Genomic DNA, 25,946 nt, shown 5'->3' on the forward strand with positions numbered 1-25,946 from the left:
ATCCTCAAAAACTGATTTTTAACCTGCGCAGTATACCCTAAACGCGCCTGCGGCTCTAAGCTAATACTAATTTGGCAGCCAGGCCTAATAATAATACCCCCATGGCACGGTCTAGCCAGTAACCTTTTTCACCTATCAAACGTGCAACACTGCTGGTACTTAATAAATACGATAGAAAGCAAAACCAGGCTCCGGTAGCCAGTGACAAGTAGGCGCCATACCCTAGCTTAATGGGCAACGGGGTGTCGACATCAATAAAAGCGGTAAATAATGATAAAAAGAACAGCGTGGCTTTGGGATTCAGGCCGTTGGTTAAAAAACCCATCCATAGTGCGCGCCGGCCCCGTATTGCAGGACGCGTAACCTGCTTACCCTGGCGTGCGGTCGACGGCGTAGTTGGGCCACTTCGAAGGGCTCCTACAGCCAGATATATCAAATATGCCGCCGCCAGATAACTGATAGTCTGATATAGCCACGGTGTGGTTTTGATGACAACTGATAGCCCCACAATGGAGTAAGCTACGTGAATCAGGATACCTAAACCAATACCTACACTGGTGTACATTGCTATGCGCCTGCCATAAGCCACACTATTGCGCACTACAATGGCAAAGTCGGGGCCAGGGCTGGCGACAGCCAGTAAATGAACTAATGCTATAGTAATAAAATCTTGCCACACCACGTTTATCTACCCTTATCGTTGAAGGCGGTTATTATTTGGTGCACATATGCTGGCACGACTTCAGAAGCTGGGCCTTCAATGGCCTCATCAAAATATCGTTGGTTAGTACCGGCTGCCAAATTAAGCTCTACCGTTTTGGCGCCGCTTTCGCTGGCCAGCTGGACAAAACCGGCCGCAGGGTAAACATCGCCGGAGGTTCCAATAGCAATAAAAATATCAGCCCTGGATAAGGCCATAATAATGGTATCCATGTGCAGCGGCGTTTCGCCAAACCAGACAATATCCGGGCGCAGTGGCCGCGGTTCGGCGCAGCACTGGCAGCGTGTTTTACGGTCAAACGCCACAGTGCATACTTGGCGGTGGCCGCTGCCGGTGCACCGTGAAGACAGCAGCTCGCCATGCATGTGCAATACCCGCGTACTCCCAGCACGTTCATGCAAATTATCTACATTCTGGGTAATCAGCGTCAGCTGTTCGCCAAGCGCCTTTTCTAGCTGGGCCAACGCCAAGTGCGCGGCATTAGGTTTAATTGCACCGTCAGCTAACTGGGCGCGACGATCATTGTAAAAGCGGTACACTAGCGCAGGATTGGCGCTAAAGGCTTGCGGCGTGGCGACTTCTTCGACCTTGTGTTGCTCCCACAACCCGTTGTTGTCGCGAAATGTTTTAAGTCCTGATTCTGCCGATACGCCTGCGCCGGTCAGAACCACTACATTAGGCTTAGCATACATGCAATCGTCGCTCCGTTGGTGGTTGGTATTCGATAATTATTACAGGGCAATAGGCAGTTGGTTATCAGCGCCCCATTGGGCCCAACTCCCATCATATACCATTACATTTTTAGCATCGCATAGTAGCGCGGCCACGCCGATTATACACGCGGTGATCCCAGAACCACAGCTACAGATAATTGGCTTTTGCAAATCGATATTGCGCTTCGTGAATAAGGCGTTAAGCACCGCCACTGCTTTAAACCGACCGTTTTCCAGCACGTCCTGGTAGTATAAATTAACTGCGCCGGGTATGTGCCCGCTGCGAACGCCGGCGCGCGGTTCAGGTGCGCGGCCGTGGAAGCGCGCCGCGCTGCGCGCATCAATAATCTGCGTGTTTGTATCAAGTGCCGCTATTACGTGCTTTTTATCAATAAACCAAGCATGCGCAGGAGGCTCTACTTTATAGAATTGCGCCGATACAGGCGGACGCCCAAAGTTGTTGAAGAGGCCGCCTTCCGCTCGTTCTTTGGCGCCGCCCCCATCTAGCAGGCTCACATTGCGGTGACCTATAGCTTTAAGCATCCACCACAAACGCGGGGCACTAAACATCCCCTTTGCGTCGTAGACTATCAGTTGGGTTTTATTATCAATCCCAAGTTCACCGAGTAACTGCGCAAACGCCGTGCTGTTTAAACGCTGGTGAACTTCCCCGTGGCGATGATCACTCCCCTCTTTATCAAGGTCAATTATGCGAGTATTAGGGAGCAAACCACTATCCCGGTTTTCCGCTTCACCTGTGCCAGGGTCGCGCATGATGGGCCGCAGTAAAATAGGGCCTTTTAGACGTTCGTCGTTCATGCGGGGCAACGTTGGGGTCAATATAGGGGCTGACATATTTATCCAGGTATCTATTTTACGAACCAATTTCAACATCATATGTGTTGAGGCAATAAAAATACAGATTATCCCGGCTTCCAAAGCCTTCTCGTCCTAAAATAGTATTTCTTATAAATCGGATACTTATGCACTAGCTATCAGACTTTGGTACATAGTAACTACAGTCAGGGGTGTAAGTATTTCATAACTATTTTCTCGGCTCTTTCATGCCACCCAATATTTTAATTGAAAAAACAGTAACTTAAATTAGTGAATAGCTGGTTTGGTAATTGCTTCACTTCACTGTGATTCTCGCTGTATTGAAACAGCCACACCATTTACGCTTTATTGAGGATAATCGGATGAGAAACGAATTCAGTGTTGTTACTATCGTAAAAAACCGGACGCAGCAGCTTTCAAATCTGATTGCTAATCTTGAACAGTCAGAGTTAGCTCCATCGGAACTGATTGTTGTTTGGATGACATCACCGTCCAGCAACTCGCTGATACAAAGTGAACAGTTCTCTATTAAACATAAATTTGCCACCTCCGAAGAATTACCGCTGGCCCAAGCCCGCAACAAAGGCTTCACAGCGTGTAGTTTCGAACGAATCGTTCATCTTGATGTGGATTGTGTGTGTGACCCTGCCCTGTTCAGTACCATGATGAAAAACTGGAAAGACAATACAATTCATACGACCAACATTATCCCATTAACAGATATGCCCGACAATGCGCAGTTTGAACAGTTGATGGAGCGTTCAGAGCTTCACGTATTAAATGGTCGCCGCAATGCTAGTGCCATGCACAATTTTCAGTCTGCCGTATTTGGCGTAAGCCGTTCAGATTTCGATAAAGTAGGTGGTTTTGATGAGCAATACCACGGTTTCGGGATTGGCGATATCGATTTTGCGACCCGTTGCCACGCGGCCGGTATTGGTTTGGAAAAATTAAGCCTTACTGCCTTTCATCAGTATCGGGCAAACTATCAGTTCCCCATCAACCACCTGCTTGATATCGTTACCAATGCGAATCTTTTCAAAGCTAAGTGGGGCTATTATCCTGCCACAGACTGGTTGAGTGCCTTTGTAAGTCAGGGGTTTGTAAACCAGGATTTCGAGCACTCAGGATTGACCATAGCGCGCATGCCAAGTGAAGAGGAAATTCACCAGGCTCTACATTATGAGCAAGCAGCAGAAAATGCAGACCATATAGAAAAATTGTCTGCCTGAAACTGGCGGGCTAACCCACGTTAAGGATTACTACCGTAAATACATTTATGTGACGAAACCGGTAATCATCCGCTATTCAAAAGCCGCGATGGTCAAGAGAGCGGATGATTATGGGCAATACTCGTGACGATACTATAGATATCGTCGGTATCAGTTTATTTCTTCAATGCTTCAGTGAAAATTTCAGCAGCTACAGAATGTGTCATTTAGTTACTTTAGCTTTCATACCCAGGGTGATTGGCAGGTATTGTTATTGCATAGGTATTGTTATTGCAACTATAGCCAGCCTGGCCGAAAAGTATTAACGCGTTGCTAAAGGTGCATGGTTTTTTATTTTAGCCCTTATACGCTTTTTTCCATGTATACCTTTTCCTCCTGCATAAATAAATCAAGCAATACTATATTCAAGCCGCTTACTCACTACCTTGGCGATCCTTACCAGGGCGCTCCTTGCCAGAAAGACGATTAACCGGTAAAGCGCCATTTTCAATTGACATAAGTACGCGCGAGTCCTAGACGGCTAATAGGCCAATGAAGGGGCGCTCAGTTGAGCTTCAGTGCTATACCTATGGCCGGAGACGGCTTTCCATACAACATTTTTTTGTTTTTTAGCCAATCACTGGAAACTCGTCATTCGCTGCGCGGTAATACATTATCCCCCTTTCCAACAATTATTATTCAATAAATTTTAAAACAGGCGTGAAGTTTGCTTGGTTTTCGCATGTTATTAAAACCTCAGACTAAACGGAACTTACCCATTTCCTATGCAGTATAGAAGTGAAATAGATGGCTTACGTGCTCTCGCGATCCTGCCTGTTTTGTGGCTTCACGCTGACTTACCCGGGCTTAGCGGTGGTTATCTTGGCGTAGACGTCTTCTTTGTTATCAGTGGCTTTCTAATTACTGGCATCATTACCCGCGAAATGAGCCAGAATCAGTTTTCGTTAGTGAATTTTTACGAACGGCGCGCACGGCGAATATTACCCGCCTTGTTTTTAGTCATAGCGGTTACTAGCATAGCTTTACCTGTTTTTTCACAATCGCCAAAAGTGCTTGCCGATTATGGGCAGAGTATTGTTGCGGTGGTCAGTTTTGTCTCCAATTTTTACTTTTGGCAAACGTCGGGGTATTTTGGCAGTACCTCAGAATTGTCTCCCATGCTGCATACCTGGAGTCTGGCAGTAGAAGAACAGTATTACGTGTTTTTTCCATTGATTGCCATGGCGGTGTTACCAAACGGCCGCCGCTTTATCGGCACGTTGCTAAGTATATTCGTGCTTTCGTTGGCGTATGCACAGTGGCAAAAAGATGTTGACCCAACCGGTAATTTTTACCTTTTACCAGGCCGAGCCTGGGAATTAATGGCTGGCGGCATAGCCAGTGTTTATATTAAAAGCGATCATTATCAGCGCTGGCAGCGTGCGTACGGCGCGCGACTAGCCAACGGGGGTGTGGTAATGGTCGCGGCTTCATATATCTTGTTTACACCGGAAACGGCTCATCCATCAGTGTTCACCCTATTACCTGTAGCTGGCACAGTACTAATTCTTCTATTTGCTGTTCAGGGCACGCTAACCGCCCGCTTGCTGTCACTTCCCGGAATTACATTTGTGGGTGTAGTAAGTTATAGCCTATACCTATGGCATCAACCTGTACTAGCAGCGCTGCGACTTATCAATGAGGGCGAACTTACATTGCTATACAGTGTTATTGGTATTGGCGTGTCGTTTCTTATGAGCGTTGTGTCTTGGCGTTTTGTCGAAACCCCACTGCGTAACCGTAGTCGTTATACCCGCCCGGCCATTTTTAAATATACCGGCGTAGGACTGGCCTGCGGCGCAGTGCTAGGTTTGCTATTTGTGAGCAATGTAGCCTTACGCAGTACCTTTGAGCCTGCCCCCATGGCGCGCTATCAAATGCTTGAAACCGCCCATGATTCTCATACCAGCCAGCCGATGGCTGAGGCGCCCTGTAAATTATGGTCGCCCGAATTTGATGACGACTTTGAAACCCGCTTTTCTGAATGTGCAGCAAAATATGATAAAGCGGTTTTTATTTTAGGTGGTAGTCACGGTATGGATTTATACAACGCGGTGGCCTACAACAGCGAATATCCCTTTGTGGTTAGTGTATCCAGAGGATTTTGTCGTGCCCATGGCTATAACGGTAACCCGAAAGATTTACCCCATTGCCAGTATGATGATTTTCTCGCCTTTGCAAAAGATCATGCGCGTAAGATAAGTTTAGTCATTTACACCCAAACCCCAGACAGGCTATTTGCCGGTAATAATATGTATGAAGCAAAACGCGAAGATATCAATACCGAATATGTCGATGATGTAGTGAATTACCTGGCTAACATTAAGCAAACATTTGCCATTCCGGTATTAATGGTGGGGATGTTGCCCCCAGTGACTAAAGATCCGGTGGAATGGGATTATAAGACGCCCTTTGACACCCAGCTCACCCAATATATATCTACCAATGCAATTGAATTATCGCAGTACCTGGATAGCGAATTTGCCAAGCGTCTGCGCTCAAAAGAGATTGGGTATATATCAAAAATGGATGGCTTTGGCTTACAGTTGCCCAGGGATTTAGTGATAGATAGTACCATCACATACTCAGATAGACGCCATCTTAGTACCAAAGGTGAAGAGGTGTTCGGCCGCAGGCTTCTGGAGCTTGCGTTTACGCAAGGTTATACCCAATTAAAGCCCAAGCATGGTAACGAACCATATACTAACGCCCTCAGGCCCCAGGATAGCTCTGCAAACTGACCGTACCGGCAATAATCGGGCTTTTATGGTAAACGGTATATTGCATACATAGGTTTTTGCATGTTATTAGGCAACGGTCTTGCATCAATTGCATCATTCGTCAGGGCAAAGTTTATGGGCTGTCTTGACTTGGCATATTTTTGTAGCCTTATATTTTTTAAAACGGGACTAAAGTTTACATGCAATATCCAGTGACACCTGATGGGCGGTACATGGTCGTACGAGAACGACTATGGCGGGTGAGTAACCCAAACCTATCGGAGGCCGAGCGGGCCAGTTTTGTGCACGATTTAATGAGCGCGCGCCGCGAGGTAAAAGCGGCAAAGGCAGCAAACGATGATACGCGGCTAACCAAAGCACGGCGCCTGGTTAATGCAGCGAAAATCTCGCTTGGTGAACGCGGCCCGGTATGGTGGCAAGATGGCGCTAAGGACTTTAACCGCCATATGGTTAAAAATACCCCTTATCTGGATTGGTACACGCAGCTTGATAAACCGAAGGAGTAGTAACAAGCCATCATAGAAAGTGGGTTTCCTGCGCCATGTTAATGCTTGGCAATTATGATTGTAAGGTAGCGCTGCGGGTAATCAGTTTTTGCACGTGAAAATACTAACACGGGTATTTTAACAGTGAGCAAAGGTAAATGGCTTCATTACCCGCCTGCCTACGCTAAAGCTATGCAATTTGTAGCGCAAAAAGGGGGCTTTGCCGGTTGAGCGTTTCGAGGGGCTCAAACTTTTCAGTGCCTGCAATTGGTGAGGGGTGAATGGGTTTAGTTGGCGACTAGCGCAATTAAATCAGACCTATACTGTACTAGCTCAGACCTGATCTGACAGTTACCCGTTTCACGGTGCCAGTGTCAGATTAGCTTTGAGCTAAGTTCTTCTCAGCCCAAATCTGCTTCCCATCGGTTAATGTTTCCATTGGCGTTCTGCCGCAGCACATTTTGCCCTGATGAGTCCTTCCATTGTTGTAGTATTCCAGCCACTCGTCCAGATCTTTCTGTAATGCTTCCAGCGAGTCATAGAGCTTTTTGCGGAAGGTGACCTGATAGAATTCATTCAGGATGGTTTTGTGGAATCGCTCACAGATCCCATTGGTTTGCGGATGTCGCGCCTTGGTTTTTGTGTGGTCGATATCGTTGATGGCTAAGTAGAGCTGATAATCATGCTGTTCCACTTTGCCACAATATTCTGTGCCCCTGTCTGTCAGAATCCGCAGCATGGGCAGCTCCTGAGCCTCAAAGAACGGCAACACTCTGTCGTTGAGGATGTCGGCCGAGGTGATTGGCGTTTTGGTCGTGTAGAGCTTGGCGAACGCAATTTTACTGTAGGTATCAACGAAGGTTTGCTGGTAAATGCGGCCGACACCTTTGAGGTTGCCGACGTAGAAGGTATCTTGCGAGCCTAGATAGCCGGGATGGTGTGTTTCAATCTCACCGCAGGCCTCATCATCCTGCTTTTTCTTCTCAAGCGCGGCAACCTGCTCATCGGTCAAAATGATGCCTTCGCTTTCAACTTTGGCTTCCAGTGCGGCAAGTCGCTTTTTGAAGTTTTCCAGATTATGTCTGAGCCATATCGAGCGAACACCGCTGCCTGAAACGAACACGCCTGCTTTACGCAGCTCATTACTTGTTCTGGCTTGACCGTGAGCGGGAAACTCAATGGCGTGAGCTATGACAGCTTGTTCGGTCTGCTCATCGACCCTGTTCTTGAGATTAGGTGTGCGTCTTGAACGGTTAATCAGCGAATCAACACCGCCTTCTTCAACCAACTCCTGATACCGATAAAACGTGTCACGAGACACGCCCATCACTTTGCAGGCCTTCGATACATTGCCCAGCTCTTCAGCCAGATTTAACAGTCCTGCTTTGTGTTTGATGATTGGATTGCTAGTATGCAACATGAGAGTTACCTATTTTGTTTTGATTAAAGATTCGACACCTTTATCAAAACGGGTAACTCTCATCTTTTCAAGAAGAAGTGTCAGATTAAGTCGAGACTAATTCACTTTAAGCACAAAGCTGTGTAATAGTTGGTTAGTATCCACTTATCTTTTGTGAACTAACTGATAATCTGCTAGTCTACTGCCCTGCATTTATGAGAACGAGTAGAGACTCTTTTTTACCGTGAACCGTCAACTTTTAACTTTCGCTCTAGCCATATTGATTGCCCTGCAATCGGTAGTTGCTGTGGCGGACGTTCATCAGTTTCATCAATCCGGTTCTGAGCATCTTACTTTTGATCACGAGCATCAAAAAGCTCACTCTTCTCCAATACCAGATGATGACAAGCGTTGGTTAGAATCAGAAAAGAGCAAAAGCTACCAGCTTGATTGCCACCATTGTTGTCACTGTCATGGCTCATCACACCCTTTCTTTCTGGGTCGCCAAGATATCTCTGCTTCTCTTTATCAAAAGGGTGCTATTTTAGGCAACCCTTCCCATTACCGTTCCCATATAGCCTTCCCTGATAATCCCCCTCCGATCAGTTAAATACAGTACAAATAAACTTTTATTCTGAGGTATAGCGTTGTGCAAATGCCAACCCAGCTGTACCTGATGTACTTTGATTTTAATTGTGAGGAAATTTCATGAAGAAACTATCCGTTTCTTATGCGATGTGTGCCGTTATTTATTTGCTGTCGGCTTCGGCGCAAGCGCAACCCGTTGATTGGGAGCGCTGGCTGGCATCACAGATAAAGCAGCACCCAGACATCATCGCGGCCCGCGAGCAACTGCAAGGCTCGGAAGCTACTGCGGACGCAGCGGAACAGCCACTTTACAACCCGGAGTTATCTTCTGAGCTGGAACAGGTTGGTGAAGAAAATAACTACCGTGTAGGTGTTTCTCAAACGGTTGACTGGTGGGATAGACGAGGTGCTAAACAGCAGCAAGCGGCTTTTATCCGACAAGCAGCCAAAGCCCAGTATCAGCAACAGGTTATGAGTAAGACTGCTGAGGCTCTATCAGCATTGGTTGAGTGGCGTGCCAGTAATGAAGCCGCCATTATTGCTCAGGCACAAAAAGAGCAGCTTAATGCATTATTGCAAGTGGCTGAAAAGCGCCAAAAAGCAGGGGATATAGGCACTATTGATGCTGAACTCACCTTTCTATCTTTATCAAAACAGCTGGCACAGGTCGCTGAGCTTGAAGTCGCTTTGCAAAAAGCAGAAAGCAGAGTGCGCGAACTTTTGCCACAGTGGACTCCTGAAAAAGGAGGCATTCCCGAAGATTTCTGGCCTTCGGAGCCAGTGTCCATTACTGACCAGGAGTTGTTACAACATCCCTATGTTGCCAGCGCTCAGGCTCGCTGGAAGTCCATCAAGGAAGAGGCCGTAGCAACCCGCCGCGCAGCCAAAGCAGAGCCGACCTTTGGAGTCAATGCTGGTCGCGACGGTGGAGAAAATACTGTCGGCCTGACCTTCTCGATTCCTTTGAATGTACGTAATGACTACAGTGCCGAAACTCGTGTGGCTAATCGTGCAGCACTAGAAGCAGAGGCCCGATTCTTGGCCGTTTATCGCAATCTACGGTTTGACTGGCAGGCTGCACAAGCTGCCTGGAAACGTTATGACGAGCAATACCGACGCTGGCTCGAGCTAGCTCGTGGCAGAGTTGAAAATAGTGCTGACTTGTTGGAACGCCAGTGGCGAAGCGGCGACCTATCAACAACTGACTACCTGCTCGCTCTCAACCAGCGTTCGGAGAGCCTGCTGGCAGGAATCTCACTCGAAAAGCACACACAACTTGCGTTAACCGAAGTGTTGCTGCACTCCGGCCAGCTCAGAGCTGTTGCACCAACTGCGACTAAGCCACTGAATTAAAGATAGGATAATGAACATGAATAGATTATTGATAGCGATGCTAAGCGCCGCAATGACTGCACCAAGCATAGGGCTTGCAGAAACGATGAGTGGTGAGGCGCACGAACATGATAAGAGCAAGCCTGCTCAAGAGGTTATTGAGCATAAGGATGATGCGTCTCACAAGGAGCACCCATCAAATGCCACGGATGAACATGAGCGTCATGGTGATACAAAACATGGGTCTAGCGATAGTTCCCACAATGAAAGTCATGATGATGCGGGACACAGCGAAAGTAATACTGAAGAAGATGGACATGGGCATCAAGAAGAAGCTTCTGCCACTACGGCACTAAATGCTACTCAAATGACGATTGCTGATATCCAGGTTGCTCCTCTCACTGCCGAGCGCGTTGATTATGAGTTCTACGCACCAGGGGAAGTTCTTTCTAATGGATACACTAGCTACATAGTGTCACCGCGAGTAGCTTCCGTTGTATTACGTCGTCACGTAGCATTGGGCGCTCATGTCGAACAAGGTCAGCCACTGGTAACCCTGTTCAGTGAGGATGTGGCGCAGGCCCAGGCAGACTATCGCACCGCTTGGCCTGAATGGGAAAGAGTCCGCAAGCTCGGTCGCAAAACCGTTGGAGAGCAGCGTTATATCCAGGCCAAAACCAGCTGGGAGGCTGCTCGGGCAACGTTGCAGGCCTATGGGTTAGCTGAGTCAGATTTGCAGTCTCTGGCATCGCAAGATATTAAGGCATTGGGCGAATATACCCTACGTGCCGAAACCGATGGTTCTGTGTTATCTGACGACTTCGAGCAGGGGCAGCGCGTCGAAGCTGGTTCTCCTCTGATCAAGCTGGCCAATGAGAAGCAGCTCTGGGTCGAAGCACACCTTCCAGCAGATCAGTCTATATCACTTCCGCTCGGTACATTGGCTGACATTGTGGCTGGTGATATCCGAATTCAAGGCAAGGTATCCCAAGAAGCACATACCATAAACCCCGTTACACGAACCCGAACAGTGCGCTTATTGGTGGACAACCTGGAGCATAGGCTGCATCCGGGACAGTTTGCAGAGGTCTTCTTCCGTTTTCGTACAGAAGAGCCGGTATTGGCTGTGCCAGAGTCAGCACTGATGCGAAATCCCGATGGAGACTGGGCAATTTTTGTAGAAGAGAGTCCAGGGCAGTTTCGCTCTCAAGAAGTTGAACTAAAGCGAGCACTAGGTTCGTTGCGTGAAATTAACGGCATTGTTCCCGGAACACGTATTGTTACCGACGGTGCCTTTTTTGTTGCTTCACAAATCGCCAAAGGCGGTTTTGATCCGCATAACCACTAAGCATTAAGGAGACTCTATGTTTAATCGAATTGTCGATTGGGCGGTCACTAACCGTTTGCTGGTGGCGATTGCGCTCATTACACTAACGGTCAGCGCCTTTTTTATTATTCCAAGGCTGAATCTTGATGCATTTCCGGATGTTACCAACGTTCAGGTCTCGGTCAATACTGAAGCTCCTGGCTTGGCTGCTGAGGAAGTCGAGCAGCTGATAACCTATCCGATTGAAGCTGTCATGTACGCTCTGCCTGATGTAGAAGAAGTAAGGTCTATTTCAAAGACTGGCTTGTCTGGCGTTACTGTTGTGTTTAAGGAAGGCACTGATATTTACTTTGCCCGGCAACTGGTATTCGAGCGACTTCAGGCTGCCAAAGAGCTGATTCCAGAGGGCGTTGGTACACCCGAAATGGGGCCAAACACTTCTGGGCTGGGGCAAGTCTATCAGTATTTACTGGTTGCCGAACCCGGTTCGGGTTTCGATGCCATGGAGCTACGCAGCTTAAATGACTGGGTGGTCAAGTTGTTGCTTATCCCGGCCGAAGGCGTGACTGATGTGCTGTCTTTCGGCGGTGAGGTGCGTCAGTATCAGGTCGATCTGAATCCGTCAAAGCTGTTATCTTACGATCTGACCCAGGACGATATCATGGCGGCTCTGGAGCGTAACAACACCAATGTTGGCGGCTGGTATATGAACCGTGGTCAGGAGCAATTGGTGATCCGAGGTACCGGCTGGCTCGATCATGGCAAGCAAGGGCTGGAGCAGATCCGTCAAGTTCCCCTGAAAACGGTGGATGGCACCACTATCACCGTATCGGATGTAGCCAAAGTGAATCTGGGTAGCGAAATCCGCCAGGGCGCAGTGACCATGACACGCCGAACTTCGGATGGGAAAGTTGAGACACTAGGCGAAGTCGTCTCAGGCATTGTATTAAAACGTTTAGGCGCCAATACCAAAAGCACCATTGATGGGGTTAATGCCCGTATCGAGCGTATTAATCAGGCGTTACCGGAAGGAGTTAAGTTCGAGGCTTACTATGATCAGGCCGATCTGGTGACGCAAGCGGTTGATACCGTTGTCAATGCTCTGTTACTGGCGTTTGTCTTCATTGTGGTCATTTTGGCGCTGTTCCTAATGAATTTGCGTGCTACCTTACTGGTACTGATCTCAATTCCAATTTCCATCGGTATTGCTTTGATGGTGATGGCGTGGTTTGGTCTTTCGGCAAACTTAATGTCTCTAGGCGGTATTGCCGTGGCCATTGGCATGCTCGTGGATGGCTCTGTAGTGATGGTCGAAAACATGTTCAAACATTTGACCCATCCCGATGCCACCCATGACAAAGATAGACAGACAATGGTTCAGGATGATCCAGATCCTGTTGATGCAGCTCATGATAGCCATGGGATTGCTTTACGCTTGCAAGAAGCTGGCAGAGAGGTAGCAAGACCTATATTTTTTGCGACAGCAATTATTTTAGTTGTCTTCATGCCGCTATTCAGTTTCGAAGGGGTCGAAGCCAAACTGTTCCAGCCGATGGCTATCAGTATCATGCTGTCTATGCTGTCCGCGCTGGTTGTAGCTTTAATCATAGTCCCAGCATTAGCCACCTACCTGTTTCGCAAAGGGATACGCCCGCGGGAGAGTTTCGTCTTGAAACCACTTGATAAACTCTACCGCAAGGGTTTGTCGTGGGCTATGAGCCACAGTAAGGTCGTCGTTGGTATTGCTGTAACGCTCGTGGTTGCGGCAGCTTTAGTAATACCGCGTCTGGGTACCGAGTTTGTGCCTGAACTCGAAGAAGGAACGGTCAACCTCCGGGTAACTCTCGCTCCGTCCTCCAGCCTGGATACTGCGCTTGAAGTCGCTCCAAAACTCGAAGCAATGCTGATGGAATTCCCGGAAGTCACCTATGCGTTATCACGCATTGGACGTGCCGAAATTGGCGGTGATCCAGAGCCAGTGAATAACATTGAGATCTATATTGGTCTTAAGCCAGTGCCAGAATGGACCAGCGCCGATAATCGTTATGAACTTCAATCCCTGATGGAGCAAAAGCTGGAACAACATCCCGGATTGCTGTTCAATTTTTCACAACCAATTGCCACCCGTGTGGATGAGCTGTTATCGGGGGTTAAAGCGCAACTAGCGATAAAACTCTTTGGTAAAGATCTTGATGTGCTGGCTGAAAAAGGGCAGGCAATTGAGGCAGTGGTCAAAAAGATCGACGGTACGCGTGATGTTGCCATGGAGCAAATTGTCGGTGAAGCTCAATTGGTCGTAAAGCCCAATCGCCGCGCATTGTCTCGTTATGGACTCGACGTAGCGGATGTCATGGAAGTGGTTCGAAATGGGCTTGGCGGTGCCAGCGCTGGACAAATCATCAATGGTAACGAACGTTATGATATCTATGTTCGGTTGGATGAACGTTTTCGCCAAGATCGCGAAACTATTGCTGACCTTCGTTTGCAGGCACCTTCAGGAGCCTGGGTTCGCCTTGGTGATGTAGCCTCTGTAAATATTGCTTCCGGCCCGCCGCAGGTTCGCCGCGATGATGTTCAGCGCAGAGTAGTCGTTCAGGCCAATGTGCAAGGGCGTGATATGGGCAGTGTGGTAGCAGATATTCGCGCAGCGATTGCTGAACAAGTTGATTTGCCAACGGGTTACTCCGTGGATATAGGTGGACAATTCGAAAATCAACAGCGAGCACAAAAGCGTCTGTCGCTGGTCGTGCCATTATCGCTGGCGCTTATTGCCTTGTTGCTTTACTTTGCCTTTGCTTCGGTTGGTCAGGCTATGCTGATCCTGGTAAATGTACCTCTAGCCGTTATTGGTGGGGTGTTCTCACTCTGGCTGTCAGGGCAGTATTTATCAGTGCCCAGCTCGGTCGGATTTATTACCCTGTTTGGCGTCGCGGTACTTAACGGTGTAGTGATGGTTGAAAGTATCAATCAGCGTATCAAGGATGGCCTACCTGTCAGTGAAGCCGCTTTTGATGGTGCCGTATCCAGGCTTAGACCGGTATTGATGACAGCAGTGACATCTGCGTTAGGTTTAATACCGATGTTGCTATCAAATGGCGTTGGCGCAGAGATACAAAAACCGCTTGCCAGTGTTATCGTAGGCGGGCTGATAACAGCCACATTTTTAACACTGTTTGTGTTGCCCGTTCTGTTTGCCTGGTTTTCAAAAGGTAAGTTGAAGGAGAAACACTAACTAGCAATCTGCCGGCTCTATTTTGGAGTCGGCAATACTTTATAATAGCAAGATGGTTTGAACCAACACCCCATTAATGCTGAAAGCTCGCCCATTTTCGTATCGAGGACTCTCCGCTTTAGACTATAGTGATCGGGGAGGGGGAAAGCCAATATCAAAAAATGCAAGGTATACCTATGAGCCAGAAATGTAACCGTGACTGCAAAGCAGATGCTACAGATGAAACACAAGATATTACTAACGACGACAAGTTATTTGAAGGGGCACATGTAAGCGAATACCACGTTCCTAAAATGGACTGCCCATCAGAGGAAAGCATGATCCGAATGGCACTGGACAGTCTTGAGCCAAGTGTAATCCTCGAGTTTGATACACATAAACGCATAGTTAGAGTGCTTCATCACCTTGAACTCAGGGACATGGTAGAAGACCGGATAACGTCTCTTGGGCTTGGGGCTAGATTGGAATCAACTAACGCTGTGGACAGCGAGATTATCCATAAAGCAAGGTTGACGGCACAAAATGAAGAAGCAGAGGAAGCTGGGATACTTAAAATGCTATTAGCTATTAATGCAGTGATGTTTATTACAGAACTTGTTATCGGCTGGTGGGCACAATCGACCGGATTGATAGCTGATTCATTGGATATGTTTGCCGATGCAGCAGTGTATGGGGTGGCACTATACGCCGTTGGGCATGGCGTCCGAAAAAAACTCCGTGCAGCGCATATATCAGGATGGTTACAGATTATATTAGCTCTGGGTGTATTAACAGAAGTTGTGAGGAGACTGGTTCAAGGGAGTGAGCCTGAGTCAAACCTTATGATGGTGTTTGGCTTAATTGCCTTGGTAGCAAATGTCTGGTGCTTAATCTTAATTGCCAAAAAGCGAAATGGCGGCGCTCACATGAGAGCAAGTTGGATTTTTTCTGCTAACGATGTCATCGCTAACGCAGGCGTTATTATTGCCGGAGGATTAGTGGCATGGACGGGCTCACAATATCCAGACTTAATCATTGGGTTTATCATTGGATTAATTGTTTTAGTTGGCGGTATTCGTATATTGAAGATCAAATCCTAAGGTAGGAATAGAGCTCCACAAGAGGTAATCTTAAATGCATGATCATTCGCACTCACATGGTTCAAATAATCGTATAGGTTGGGCATTTTTTCTGAATGTCACCTTTACCATTATCGAATTTATAGGAGGTATCTTAACCAATAGTACCGCCATCATGGCCGACGCCGTTCATGATCTTGGCGACAGTTTATCCATCGGATTTGCTTGGTTTCTCAGTAAAGTTAGTGAAAAAGGTTCAAATTCAGAGTTCACCTATGGTTACCGCCGGTTATCATTGTTCGGTGCACTTATTAATGGTCTAGTCCTCATTATTGGTTCCGTCTGGGTTCTGACAGAAGCTATCCCTAAACTCCTGCAACCAGAAATGCCTATAGTTGAGGGCATGATCGCCTTAGCCGTGTTTGGGGTGCTAGTTAATGGGTTTGCGGCTTATAAATTAAGTAAAGGCAAAACTCTTAATGAGCGTGTACTCAATTGGCATTTATTGGAAGATGTACTGGGTTGGGTTGCAGTTTTAATCGTTTCCATCGTACTTCTTTTTGTTGACTGGCCCATTCTTGACCCAGCTTTATCAATTCTTTTCACTCTCTATATTTTAATTAATGTTGCTAAAAACCTTTGGCACACTATAAGGTTATTTTTACAGGCAATCCCTGACAAAGAACTGTCAAAATCAGTTTATAAAACCTTAATAGAACTCAAAGAAGTGGATAGTATCCATCACCTGCACTTGTGGTCATTGGATGGAGAGCATCATGTACTTACTGCTCATCTAGCTCTACAAGAGGCACTGTCTACTCAACAGCAACTGGAGTTAAAAAAGTCCATAGCAGAACGATTGAGTAAATTTAATTTAGAGCATACGACCATTGAGCTTGAAATGACAAATGAGCAATGTCGCGATGATTCTCAAGCTCTGTAATTGGGAGTGTACAGCTATAATTTATATTGTGGCCGCACTGTAACTGGTACCCTTGACCTATGCGTCGATTAATTTATTTCGTTGAATCAAATCTTGTTTGGTTTGTGATTATTGTAGCTGGAGTTGGCCTGATATTGCCCGAATCCGGGAAGTACCTCGACTCCTCAATAGCCCCTTTACTTGTGATTCTGATGTTTGTGATCAGCCTTACATTTGATGCACATGCCGTACGAATAGTCTTTCGCAAACCGTCAAGACAGTTTTTGGCAATGGGGCTCGTCTATGGCCCGATTCAATTGCAGGCTTCTTGACTGGTCGCCTTTTTCAATGCGGTCAATACAGCCTTTTCTCCTTTCGTAGTTCCGCTCCTTTTTCTATGGCTGACAGGGATACAGCTAGAAGTCCCTCTCGTTTCCATCATCCTGGAGTTAGCTCTAGTTGTTTTAGTGCCTACAATTCTCGGTGTAACCTTACGCACCAACTTTCCGACGATTATTTCAAAGCATGATTCGACTTACGCAGGAATTGGGTCAGTCTTCTATCTTGTAATATTACTTGCGGTAGTGGCTTCCAATGCAGAAACCATCATTGGTTATGGATAGTATGCTTTTGTAATTGCTGGAGCAGCTTTAAGTCTAAATCTTTGTGGCTACTTAATTGGAATGGCTTCACGGTTTATAACGACAGACCGACCGGAAGTCATCGCATACCTATTTACTGTCAGCAAAAAAGAATTTAGCATTGCAGCGGCTTTTGTGGCTGCATCCCGGTTGCCATCAGAAATAGTAATACCAGCCACATTCTTTGCAGTAATTCAGATGATCACATCTCCTATTGTGGCCAAATATCTTGCTTGAGGCTAGCTCTCAAACAGTTACTGAAGAAACTTTCCACGAAGAAATATGCAGTAAATTGGTAGTACCGTATCACTGGAAACCAAAAGCAGACTCATAAATATCTTTTCTGACGAAAGATAAAGCTTACCCAGCACAGCAAGACAGTTCTTTAATATCTTTACTGAAAGTTTGTGCACAAAGCTTCAGGCCTTCCACCATAGTTAAATAAGGAAACAATTGATCCGCTAAGTCATCCACTGTCATGTGGTTGTGAATCGCCAGTGCCGCGCTCTGGATAATCTCGCCGCCATCATGAGCTAATACTTGGGCTCCGATCAGGCGTTGGGAGCCAGCTTCAACCACCAGTTTGATGAAACCCTGAGAGTCGAAGTTAGCCAGTGCTCGAGGCACGTTTTCCAGTGGCAATACTCGACTTTCGGTCTCAATATTCTGTGCATGAGCTTCTTGTTCTGACAACCCTACCGTTGCTACCTGCGGTTCGGTAAAGATCACGGCTGGCATCGCGGATAGATTCAACCGAGCTTCACCCCCTGTCATGTTAATCCCTGCACGACTGCCTGCCGCTGCCGCGACATAAACCAGTTGCGGCATGTTACTACAATCACCTGCTGCGTAAATATGTGACTGTGATGTGCGCATCTGATCACCTACAGTGACCGCTCCATTGGCCTCTTTTTCTACACCGGCAGCGGCAAGATTAAGCTTACCGGTATTAGGTGCACGGCCGGTGGCGACCAGCAATTTATCGCCACGAATTTCTCCTTGCTCGGTATCAAGGATAAACTTATTATCTTCATAAGACACCTGACTGGCTTGGGTATGTTCCAGTACGCGAATGCCTTCCTGTTCAAAAGCTACGGTTAAGCCTTCTCCCAACAGTGGGTCTTCACGGAGCAATAAAGTACTGCGAGCCAAGATAGTGACCTCTGCACCCAGCCGACGATAAGCTTGAGCAAGTTCGACAGCCACAACTGAAGAGCCTATCACTAACAAGTGCTCAGGTAGCTCAGTTTCGAATAAAGCTTCCGTCGAAGTCCAATAAGGGGTATCAACCAGGCCTGGAATAGGAGGAATAGATGGCTGACTGCCGCTGGCAATCAAAAAGCGATCTGCAACCAGCTCTTGCTCGTAACCATCTTTGTTGCGAATAGTTAAGGTATGAGTATCTTTAAAAGATGCATAACCTTGTACCAATGACAATGCTGGATTGGTATCCAGAATATGCTGATATTTGGCGGCACGTAACTCTTCCACGCGTGCAGTTTGTTGTTTCGCTAACAAGCTACGATCCAAAGAAGGTTCATGATTTTCTAGACCGTCGAAAGGATTGTTACGCTGCTGTTCAGCCAGCTGGGCAGCCCGGAGCAGAATTTTCGAAGGTACACAACCGACATTAACACAACAACCTCCGATCACATCTCCAGCTTCAACGAGTGTGACTTGTGCTCCATTTTCCACTGCCTTGATAGCACAAGCAAAAGCAGCCGAGCCAGTACCGATGATAGCGACATGCAGCGACTTTTTGTCAGTCACATCTTCACTATCGCAGCCATCTAACGCGACAGGTTGAGCCGTGTAGCCAAGAGCTTTGATGGTATTGATTAGCGTCTGTTCATTGACATCAGATTCTGCTTCGACGACTGCACTGGATTTCGTATAAAAAACGGTGGCATTTCTGACGCCAGGCATGACGATCAAGGCATCTTCGATCTGCTGAGGGCATCTTTCACAAGTCATTCCAGAGATGGAGAATTTACGCATAAAGACCTCCTTATGGATTTGAGTGAGTGTTGTCGGCAGGAAGCACACAACTTTCATTGTCACAGCGTTTATTCGCTGGCGAAAAAATATCCCAGATTGATACCGCTACCATCAGTGCCAAGGCTGAGTACGTCACATAAGTGCTCCAGGCATATTGAAAGAACGGATAAAGTGATAGCAACAACAGAATAGGCCCTAGCATACCAAGCAGGTTACGATGCCACTGCTTGTGACCAATCCAGCCAAGTCCGTTAACTATTAGGCTAACCCAAGCCAATATAGGCAAGAGTGTATTGATAAAGAACCACTACCACTGACTGAGGAACCCTGCCCGATGGCTGCCCCCAAGCTGGCGATGGCCGGAAAGCACATGGCACAACCCATGGCAGACACCACGGCACCTAATGAGCTGGCTTTGTCGCCAATGCGGGTAAAAAGACTCAGCAGGTTCTTCATTAGTATTCGTCCTTTATTGCTTTACCACAGATGGATAGCCGGCATTTTTTGTGGCCTCGGTCAGCTTTTCCACCGTAGTTTTTTCATCATCAAAAGTGACCACGGCTAACTTATCTTCGAAGGTCACTTCAGCTTTGGTAACTCCCTCAACCTGTTGCAATGCTTTTTCCACCGTAATCGGACAAGTTACGCAGGTCATCGTGGGAACTTCAAGCATGACTGTTTGCTGCTTGGCAAACGCACCCAAGCTAAGTATTGATAGTAGGGATAATAGTGCAATTTTTTTCATCTTCTTCTCCAAGGGTTATTTCTCAACGATATAATTAAGCAAACCAGATAATCCAGTAATTGCTAGTGACTAATATTAATGCAATGAAGGCGGTTACCCAGAAAATGATCTGCCGGCGCTTACGTACTTGTGGCATTGCACAAGCGGTTCCAGGCTCACACTCTTCTATAGGTCGATAAACTTTCCAACCGGCAAAACTAAATAAAACCAGTACCAGCAAGATAAAAATAGGGCGGTATGGCTCCAATACGGTCAGATTGCCAATCCAAGAACCACTAACGCCTAGTAGTAACAAGACTAAGGGCCCAGCACAACAAAGCCCAGCACCAATAGCAGCAGCAATACCACCAACTAGCGGTAAACTGGTATCGTTTTTTGCCATGGCTTACTCCACTTCAAATGTTCTGATAGAAAACAGTATAAACTCCGTATCCAAGTACGGAGTCAAGGGGTTTAGCGATTGTTATTAGTTGTTTTCTGGGAGAAGGGAAGTAATAATCGGGCAATGTGCCTGTTCAGTGTTGCTTGCACATTGTTTCAGTAAATCATTAAGACTGGTTTCTAAGCGGCGTAGATCAGCCATTTTTGCACGAACACTGGCAAGTTTGTGGTTTGCTATACTTTGTACTTCTTGGCAAGAAGTCTCTTCCAGCATCAGCAAGTTAGCGATCTCATCCAAGGAAAACCCTAACTCTTGAGCACGTTTGATAAACCGAATGCGATTCAAAGTCGTCTCAGGATAACGACGATAACCTTTAACGGGTTTTTGGGGCTGTTCAATTAAGCCGCACCGTTCATAATATCTAACGGTCTCAACGTTTACGCTTGCCAATTTGGCAAGTTGACCAATTACATACATAATTTAACCGTATTGTCGGTACTGAAGTGGGTAGTAAAATTCTAAGTTGAAAGTACGAATATAACAAACAGTGTATCAATAGCGCAAAGTCTGCTGTTAGTTCGTTGAGATATTCAATATATTTCATATGGTTAAACTATTTTTTGGTCGATTTATCACGAATCGTGGCCGTACCTCCACTACTGTGTCCCATCCATGCCATCATTTGTGTTACTGCGTCTTTTTGCATCCCTATCTCTAAAAGCGATGCAAGGCGGTACGTACAGTACGTGGCTCTGAGGTCATGAGTGGTATGAGAAAATAGCGAAGACGTTTCACGCTCAACAGCGTTTCTTAATCTTCTAAACGATTGCTGAACGTTGTTAGGACTAAATGGAGCACCTGATTTCGAGACTAGCAAAAATGAACTATTGTTCTTTTTGAGCCTTAGCCTGCGCCTTTTTGATTTTGCATAGCCAACAAGTAGAGCTCTGAGGCTGGGAGAGATTTCGACTTTTCTTTCTTTTCCATACTTTGTAGCTACACCATTCATCGGACCAATTTTCACTTCTGATTTATCGGAAAACTCAAGTTCCAACGCTAAACATAATGGGAAAGTACATGCTTCCTGTAATCTCAAACCTGATTGTACTTGCAAGAGTTGATGGATTATAAACTCTATGTTGAACGTGGAGAGTGCTTTCGCAAAGGGCTCTAGCTCATCTTTTGATAGCGGATTGAGTGATTGCACTCGCTCTTTTAAAGGAACTTTTACGCGAAGGTCCGTGCTACTGACAATGTAATGAGGGTTAAGATGATTCATCATTCCGGTGTTTCTGATTTTCACCATCTCGTAGTCAAATGGTTTACCGGATTCGTTAACGTTAAGAAATTTTTGGTGGATACACCACTCGTAAAACTTTACGACATGCCTCATGTAAAGAGATGCCGTAGAGAACTGGATTTGTCCTAGCCTTGCGTTTGTTAGTAAATTATCGTTTCTAAACCTATAGGTAGGTCTTAAATATTTAGCAGTCGGAAATTTATCCCAAGATAATGAGTTTTCTTCCAAGAAATTAAAGTAGCGCTTTAAAGCACGAACCGTGGAGTTTAAATCTTTCGCCTTCCTGTAGTTGACTAGATGATTTATCCAAAGATTTACAGGTGTAATATATTCGTGGTTTGAATAGTAAAAAGTTGGGATACCTTCCAGCTTAATATGCCCACTATTGGGTACCGAAAGGGGAAGCACAGAGAAGGGATTTGATTGAATCACGTAAGTCATGTACTACCCCGAATGAATCTAAGAATTTCTAAAGGGTAGTACATTTTCCAGAAAGTGCTCAGCTACAGTCTAACATTCCAGAACGCGATCTACATAGTAACCTCAATTTCCTGCTTGGAGTTACCAGAATATTTTGATAGTAGTTCTAACTGTTCATCCATAATAATTTCTCATTAAGCCAATTCTTCTTGGCGTTGTATTTTTGAAGCCTGCTTTACAACTTCATCGACAAGTGCCGGTTCATCAATGCCAGAAACAACTGAAACGGCTGCTACAGTAATGTCACCTTCCAGGAACTCGCGAATACCATCCTCATCGTATTCTTCAAGAATTTCATATGCTGTGAATAGCGCTTCAGCACTTCTTATCAGAAGTGGACGTTTCGCAAAACTCAGGCGTTCTGAACTCATTTCTGTTTTTCCTATAGCTTCTTTAGTAGATGCCAAGAATACTCTTCACAGCCGTTCTCAAAAGAAAGTGAGTAATATTCTTGGTCTTCTATCACATGAAAATTGGAAGGTCTGTCTGGATCGTTATCAACGGCCATATTTTCAATTTGAACTCGCTTCTGTTTGCCAGAGCTATCTTCCATTAGATAATGGCCTTCAATGTCAGGTAACTCATTCACCCAGGATTTAATAGCGTCCATAATGTTTCCTGTAGGCCGGGATTAGTTGAAGAAGATTTCATTTTGACGATCGAATGGTTGGCAAATATAGGATGCCTCTGAAGGATGTTGCATAGGAGTTAGTAGCTTTTTCCAGAAGGATTTATCAAACGAGCCTCGCAAAAATGCATAGCGACAAATCCCAATTAATGCACTTCTACCATACTCTTCACGCCACTTGCCCCCGAATTCATCTTCCAACTCCCAAAAAGTTGGCACTGCTTTCTCCAGCCACTTTTCGTCTAAAAAGAACAAGACTTTTTTCACATGTTCTTTTTTTATTTTGAAAAACTCTTCATAACACTCATGTGGCATAGGCGGGACAGAACCGTCGGTATCATTAAAAAATGGATAGACACCTTCTTCCCATGCATATAAATATGCGTCTGTATATTCATCATGATGAACACCTAAACTCTTAATTTGTAGCCGTTGCTGATTAAATAAGGCTTGCATAATTCTTTGCTCTGACATCGGTAGGTTTCCTATTTCGCTCTATTGAAGAACGGTTTCAATAGTTTTTCTTAATCTCTGGTAAGTGCAGTTAATAATGAAAAGTCACTAACCTGTAACAAGTAAGGTGTTGCATCTGACCAAACCCATCCAGATATAAATACTAGTACGATTGAGACACAAAATGTCCATCCGAACACTGCTGTCCAGGTTTCATATTTTGGGGACTCATGACTGCCGCCAGCCAAATTTGCAAGCATTACTATTACAGCGGGTACAATCTGTGTCATGAAATCCATTTTTTGTTTCCAATATTAAGCAATTGTCGTTCTTACACCTTACAGATTTGAGCTCTTAAAACCGTTTTTCTCTAAAGTGTCTCTTACGAAGACTCTAATTTTTTGCAAGGGATTTACGGGTAGATTCGGACACTCAAAGGTCTGGATATACCTATTTGAGTCGTTATATTCGATGCCAGCCATTTTATTGGTGTCATCATCGTACTCCATACTTAAAGACCCCAAAGGGGTTACAAAAGAAGCATGCGAATCAGACACAGTTAATTTGTAAAATGACAAAATCTTCCCAAATTCAAGACCATTAAAACCGAAAGTTACCGAATTTGGGTAAGATCTAAAAGCAGTTGGTCGACCCGCTTTTAGAGCATTGATGCCAAGTCTTAATGGGAAGTGAAAATCATTAAGGCTCTTAGAAGATTTTAGGAACAAGAATTTGTCATCAGCTGGTACTACTAACCGATAGCTCTGAGAATCTAATGGTGCGTTGTATAGGCTTGAGGACGCTTCACCACTGAAATCAAAAGTCATCTTAATTAAGCCTGTGGTATTACAGTTCAATGAAGCTATATCAGTTCCGCTCGTTCTAAAGGTGTTGGCATTGGTTACAAAGGAGAACGCCGACAATAATGATAAAGCTAAAACCTTATTCATATTTTCTTCCTGACTAAATTAACCCATCGCGCTTGGGCGCTGGGTATCAGTAACAACCTGAACATCCATACTAAGTTGCTCATTTTCATAATGGGGTTTGAAGCGAAAACCTATTTTATATAGACAAGTCATCAGCTTATCGATAGAAAATTTCTCTATCCGGCCATTTACAAGGTCGCTTACTCTTGGCTGAGTGATACCCATTGCCGCCGCAGCTTGCTTCTGATCCCACCCTTTCGCATTCACTATGTCTCGAATGGCAATCATGAGGTCAGAGCGTGTTTGTAACTCTGACGCTTCAGCAGCATCTTCCGTGATGGCGTCAAAAATATTGCTGTATTCTAATGCCATGATTAGACCTCTTTGGTTAACTAACAAGTATTTTATATCAATACTGATATTTATACAAGTACTGATATGTTAGCCGTTTATTTCTTTAATCATCAGTTTGTAGCGTTTTTTGGCAGTATTCATAGCCTTCCGGTCAACGCCGTTGGTAGTCTTGGTGAATGAGTGAAGTATGAACACTGTATCAGCGAATTTAGCCACGTAGACAGTTCGGTAAGCTGGCCTGCCATTTTCGATTAGCTCTACAGCACCAATCCCTACGCTGTCTTTCAAATGCTTAAATTTACTGAACGGCTCTTTATCCTGACAAATAGCGTTTAGATCGTTCGCAAAGCGTTTTTGAATGACATCCGGCAACGCAAGAAATTCTCTCTTTGACTGGTTATTGATGAATTTAAACTTCTTCGTCATAACATAAATCTTCTTCTTTTTTTAAAGCTATCAAGTCGTTTTTGCTTGCGATCTGCTCGCTGTTCAAACCAATCATAGATTGGACTTAGCTGCATATAGTCCATTGTCAGGATTTGCTTTATCGACTCTTCACTAAAGCCTGTAATGATCATTATATCAGTCGTACTTACCCCATTGCGGTACATTTCAATAACGCATGTTCGCACAAGTGAAATTCGTCTTACCCCCTTATTCCAAAGCCCAGCATCGCTAATTAATGAATCAAGTTTCTTGTTCAGGGCAAAGGGGCTAATTGCACTCCCCCGGCTTTGAGTTGTGAACGGCTTAAAGTTATCAGCAATAAGTAATGCTGCATTAGGGTCTAAGCCATAGTAATGTTTATGCGGATAGCTATTTATTTTGTGCTGTATAAGCCATTCAAAATAGCACTCAAAAGCCCTTTTAAGTTCGGGGTGACTTAGGACCATGGGACGTTCGTAACCGTCTCGGGTAATCGACTCAGGCAAAACAACAACTTCGTTTAACTGCCCCTCTGGTGTGATGAAGAGCCGGTTCGTGATCAACGTCAGTTCAATTTCTCTTAAACCAGTTAAGGTAGCTAAGAGAATGAGTAATTTGTTTCTGTGCCTAAGCTCACTCTGCCTGCCGCAATTTCTAGGAATTAGCTGTTCCCAGAGTTCAGCATTTGTAATAGGTCTACCTTCCATTGGAACGCATTTTTATAGGTAATATTGCGTTTATTGTGCCGTTCTATTCAGTAGATAGCAATTATTAGGGTTTGAAGACCTTGAATGAACACGATTAGGCAGTGATGAATGGTAAGGCCTGACTTTCCTAGACGCTTTCTATGTCCTTAAAATACTGCCTGTCATATTCTGTTGGCGGCGTACGTCCGTTGGCAGTATGACGACGTTTCGGATTGTAGAACATTTCGATGTAATGAAACATCGCTTGTCGCGCATCATCTCTGGTCTTGTACTTGAT

Annotated in this window: 27 protein-coding genes and 1 pseudogene; 10 read left to right on the top strand and 18 right to left on the bottom strand. The window is 45.5% G+C overall.

The window, feature by feature from the left end; genetic code table 11:
- Nucleotides 1–55 precede the first annotated feature (55 nt).
- The 3 genes from D0Y50_RS09815 to D0Y50_RS09825 are packed head-to-tail and all read right to left on the bottom strand — an operon-like array spanning nucleotide 56 to nucleotide 2,289.
- Entirely contained in the window at nucleotides 56–688 is a 633-nt protein-coding gene (locus D0Y50_RS09815) for a LysE family translocator (RefSeq protein ID WP_117316731.1), read from the bottom strand.
- Entirely contained in the window at nucleotides 685–1,413 is a 729-nt protein-coding gene (cobB, locus tag D0Y50_RS09820) for a Sir2 family NAD+-dependent deacetylase (RefSeq protein WP_117316733.1), read from the bottom strand. The genes D0Y50_RS09815 and cobB overlap by 4 nt, the downstream gene beginning before the upstream one ends.
- Before the next feature lie 39 nt (nucleotides 1,414–1,452).
- Nucleotides 1,453–2,289: a sulfurtransferase gene (locus tag D0Y50_RS09825; RefSeq protein WP_117318708.1), complete on the bottom strand. Its 837-nt coding sequence runs from the start codon at nucleotides 2,287–2,289 to the stop codon at nucleotides 1,453–1,455.
- 344 nt (nucleotides 2,290–2,633) lie between these two features.
- On the opposite strand from D0Y50_RS09825, the gene D0Y50_RS09830 reads away from it, so the two are divergent.
- From D0Y50_RS09830 to D0Y50_RS09840, 3 genes are all read left to right on the top strand, one after another.
- Complete coding sequence (locus D0Y50_RS09830; RefSeq protein ID WP_117316735.1) at nucleotides 2,634–3,503, top strand: glycosyltransferase family 2 protein; 870 nt, start codon at nucleotides 2,634–2,636, stop codon at nucleotides 3,501–3,503.
- A gap of 764 nt (nucleotides 3,504–4,267) precedes the next feature.
- Nucleotides 4,268–6,283, top strand: coding sequence for an acyltransferase family protein (locus D0Y50_RS09835; RefSeq protein WP_117316737.1), 2,016 nt, complete (start codon nucleotides 4,268–4,270; stop codon nucleotides 6,281–6,283).
- A 212-nt stretch (nucleotides 6,284–6,495) separates the two neighbouring features.
- On the top strand, nucleotides 6,496–6,789 hold the full coding sequence (locus D0Y50_RS09840) for a hypothetical protein (protein WP_232366495.1): 294 nt from the start codon (nucleotides 6,496–6,498) through the stop codon (nucleotides 6,787–6,789).
- 358 nt (nucleotides 6,790–7,147) lie between these two features.
- Here D0Y50_RS09840 and D0Y50_RS09845 read toward each other — a convergent pair whose 3' ends face one another.
- The gene (locus D0Y50_RS09845) at nucleotides 7,148–8,188 is read right to left on the bottom strand and encodes an IS481 family transposase (protein WP_117315792.1); all 1,041 of its coding nucleotides are present in this window, start codon (nucleotides 8,186–8,188) and stop codon (nucleotides 7,148–7,150) included.
- Between the two features lie 223 nt (nucleotides 8,189–8,411).
- Between D0Y50_RS09845 and D0Y50_RS09850 the strand changes: the two genes are divergently transcribed.
- The 7 genes from D0Y50_RS09850 to D0Y50_RS20010 all read left to right on the top strand — a co-directional run bounded on the left by D0Y50_RS09850 (nucleotide 8,412) and on the right by D0Y50_RS20010 (nucleotide 17,249).
- Entirely contained in the window at nucleotides 8,412–8,777 is a 366-nt protein-coding gene (locus D0Y50_RS09850; RefSeq protein WP_106646697.1) for a hypothetical protein, read from the top strand.
- A 98-nt stretch (nucleotides 8,778–8,875) separates the two neighbouring features.
- On the top strand, nucleotides 8,876–10,108 hold the full coding sequence (locus D0Y50_RS09855; protein WP_045980007.1) for a TolC family protein: 1,233 nt from the start codon (nucleotides 8,876–8,878) through the stop codon (nucleotides 10,106–10,108).
- 16 nt (nucleotides 10,109–10,124) lie between these two features.
- The gene (locus D0Y50_RS09860; protein WP_045980006.1) at nucleotides 10,125–11,435 is read left to right on the top strand and encodes an efflux RND transporter periplasmic adaptor subunit; all 1,311 of its coding nucleotides are present in this window, start codon (nucleotides 10,125–10,127) and stop codon (nucleotides 11,433–11,435) included.
- A gap of 16 nt (nucleotides 11,436–11,451) precedes the next feature.
- Nucleotides 11,452–14,646, top strand: a complete 3,195-nt coding sequence (locus D0Y50_RS09865; RefSeq protein ID WP_018624877.1) for an efflux RND transporter permease subunit — start codon at nucleotides 11,452–11,454, stop codon at nucleotides 14,644–14,646.
- Between the two features lie 176 nt (nucleotides 14,647–14,822).
- The gene (locus tag D0Y50_RS09870; protein ID WP_045980005.1) at nucleotides 14,823–15,725 is read left to right on the top strand and encodes a cation transporter; all 903 of its coding nucleotides are present in this window, start codon (nucleotides 14,823–14,825) and stop codon (nucleotides 15,723–15,725) included.
- 34 nt (nucleotides 15,726–15,759) lie between these two features.
- The gene (locus tag D0Y50_RS09875) at nucleotides 15,760–16,647 is read left to right on the top strand and encodes a cation diffusion facilitator family transporter (protein WP_045980004.1); all 888 of its coding nucleotides are present in this window, start codon (nucleotides 15,760–15,762) and stop codon (nucleotides 16,645–16,647) included.
- Nucleotides 16,648–17,036: 389 nt separating this feature from the next.
- On the top strand, nucleotides 17,037–17,249 hold the full coding sequence (locus D0Y50_RS20010; protein WP_404978262.1) for a hypothetical protein: 213 nt from the start codon (nucleotides 17,037–17,039) through the stop codon (nucleotides 17,247–17,249).
- 378 nt (nucleotides 17,250–17,627) lie between these two features.
- Here the strand turns inward: D0Y50_RS20010 and merA are convergent, their stop codons facing one another.
- From merA to D0Y50_RS20015, 14 genes and pseudogenes are all read right to left on the bottom strand, one after another.
- Nucleotides 17,628–19,265, bottom strand: a complete 1,638-nt coding sequence (gene merA, locus D0Y50_RS09885; RefSeq protein ID WP_012801201.1) for a mercury(II) reductase — start codon at nucleotides 19,263–19,265, stop codon at nucleotides 17,628–17,630.
- Nucleotides 19,266–19,275: 10 nt separating this feature from the next.
- Nucleotides 19,276–19,721 (bottom strand): annotated as a pseudogene (merC, locus tag D0Y50_RS09890) (organomercurial transporter MerC).
- A 13-nt stretch (nucleotides 19,722–19,734) separates the two neighbouring features.
- The gene (merP, locus tag D0Y50_RS09895) at nucleotides 19,735–20,010 is read right to left on the bottom strand and encodes a mercury resistance system periplasmic binding protein MerP (RefSeq protein ID WP_012801202.1); all 276 of its coding nucleotides are present in this window, start codon (nucleotides 20,008–20,010) and stop codon (nucleotides 19,735–19,737) included.
- A gap of 34 nt (nucleotides 20,011–20,044) precedes the next feature.
- A complete protein-coding gene (locus tag D0Y50_RS09900; RefSeq protein WP_012801203.1) occupies nucleotides 20,045–20,392 on the bottom strand; it encodes a mercuric transporter MerT family protein in 348 nt (115 codons plus the stop codon).
- An 84-nt stretch (nucleotides 20,393–20,476) separates the two neighbouring features.
- Nucleotides 20,477–20,872 (bottom strand): Hg(II)-responsive transcriptional regulator, encoded by a 396-nt coding sequence (gene merR / locus D0Y50_RS09905; protein WP_425292844.1) that lies wholly within the window; start codon nucleotides 20,870–20,872, stop codon nucleotides 20,477–20,479.
- Between the two features lie 133 nt (nucleotides 20,873–21,005).
- A complete protein-coding gene (locus D0Y50_RS09910) occupies nucleotides 21,006–22,133 on the bottom strand; it encodes a tyrosine-type recombinase/integrase (RefSeq protein WP_117316740.1) in 1,128 nt (375 codons plus the stop codon).
- A 173-nt stretch (nucleotides 22,134–22,306) separates the two neighbouring features.
- Nucleotides 22,307–22,579, bottom strand: a complete 273-nt coding sequence (locus D0Y50_RS09915) for a hypothetical protein (protein ID WP_170145482.1) — start codon at nucleotides 22,577–22,579, stop codon at nucleotides 22,307–22,309.
- Nucleotides 22,555–22,782: a hypothetical protein gene (locus D0Y50_RS09920; RefSeq protein WP_117316744.1), complete on the bottom strand. Its 228-nt coding sequence runs from the start codon at nucleotides 22,780–22,782 to the stop codon at nucleotides 22,555–22,557. The genes D0Y50_RS09915 and D0Y50_RS09920 overlap by 25 nt, the downstream gene beginning before the upstream one ends.
- A gap of 21 nt (nucleotides 22,783–22,803) precedes the next feature.
- Nucleotides 22,804–23,274, bottom strand: a complete 471-nt coding sequence (locus tag D0Y50_RS09925; RefSeq protein WP_117316746.1) for a hypothetical protein — start codon at nucleotides 23,272–23,274, stop codon at nucleotides 22,804–22,806.
- Nucleotides 23,275–23,591: 317 nt separating this feature from the next.
- On the bottom strand, nucleotides 23,592–24,203 hold the full coding sequence (locus D0Y50_RS09930; RefSeq protein WP_117316748.1) for a hypothetical protein: 612 nt from the start codon (nucleotides 24,201–24,203) through the stop codon (nucleotides 23,592–23,594).
- Between the two features lie 18 nt (nucleotides 24,204–24,221).
- Nucleotides 24,222–24,554, bottom strand: coding sequence for a helix-turn-helix domain-containing protein (locus D0Y50_RS09935; protein ID WP_117316750.1), 333 nt, complete (start codon nucleotides 24,552–24,554; stop codon nucleotides 24,222–24,224).
- A 69-nt stretch (nucleotides 24,555–24,623) separates the two neighbouring features.
- On the bottom strand, nucleotides 24,624–24,962 hold the full coding sequence (locus D0Y50_RS09940) for a type II toxin-antitoxin system RelE/ParE family toxin (RefSeq protein WP_117316752.1): 339 nt from the start codon (nucleotides 24,960–24,962) through the stop codon (nucleotides 24,624–24,626).
- Complete coding sequence (locus tag D0Y50_RS09945; RefSeq protein ID WP_117316754.1) at nucleotides 24,959–25,669, bottom strand: integrase; 711 nt, start codon at nucleotides 25,667–25,669, stop codon at nucleotides 24,959–24,961. Before D0Y50_RS09945 ends, D0Y50_RS09940 begins: the two co-directional genes overlap by 4 nt.
- A 127-nt stretch (nucleotides 25,670–25,796) precedes the next feature.
- Nucleotides 25,797–25,910, bottom strand: coding sequence for a hypothetical protein (locus tag D0Y50_RS20015; protein WP_117316756.1), 114 nt, complete (start codon nucleotides 25,908–25,910; stop codon nucleotides 25,797–25,799).
- Nucleotides 25,911–25,946 lie beyond the last annotated feature (36 nt).

The organism is Salinimonas sediminis (assembly GCF_003429285.1).
In the GTDB taxonomy this organism is placed as follows: Bacteria; Pseudomonadota; Gammaproteobacteria; order Enterobacterales; family Alteromonadaceae; genus Alteromonas; species Alteromonas indica.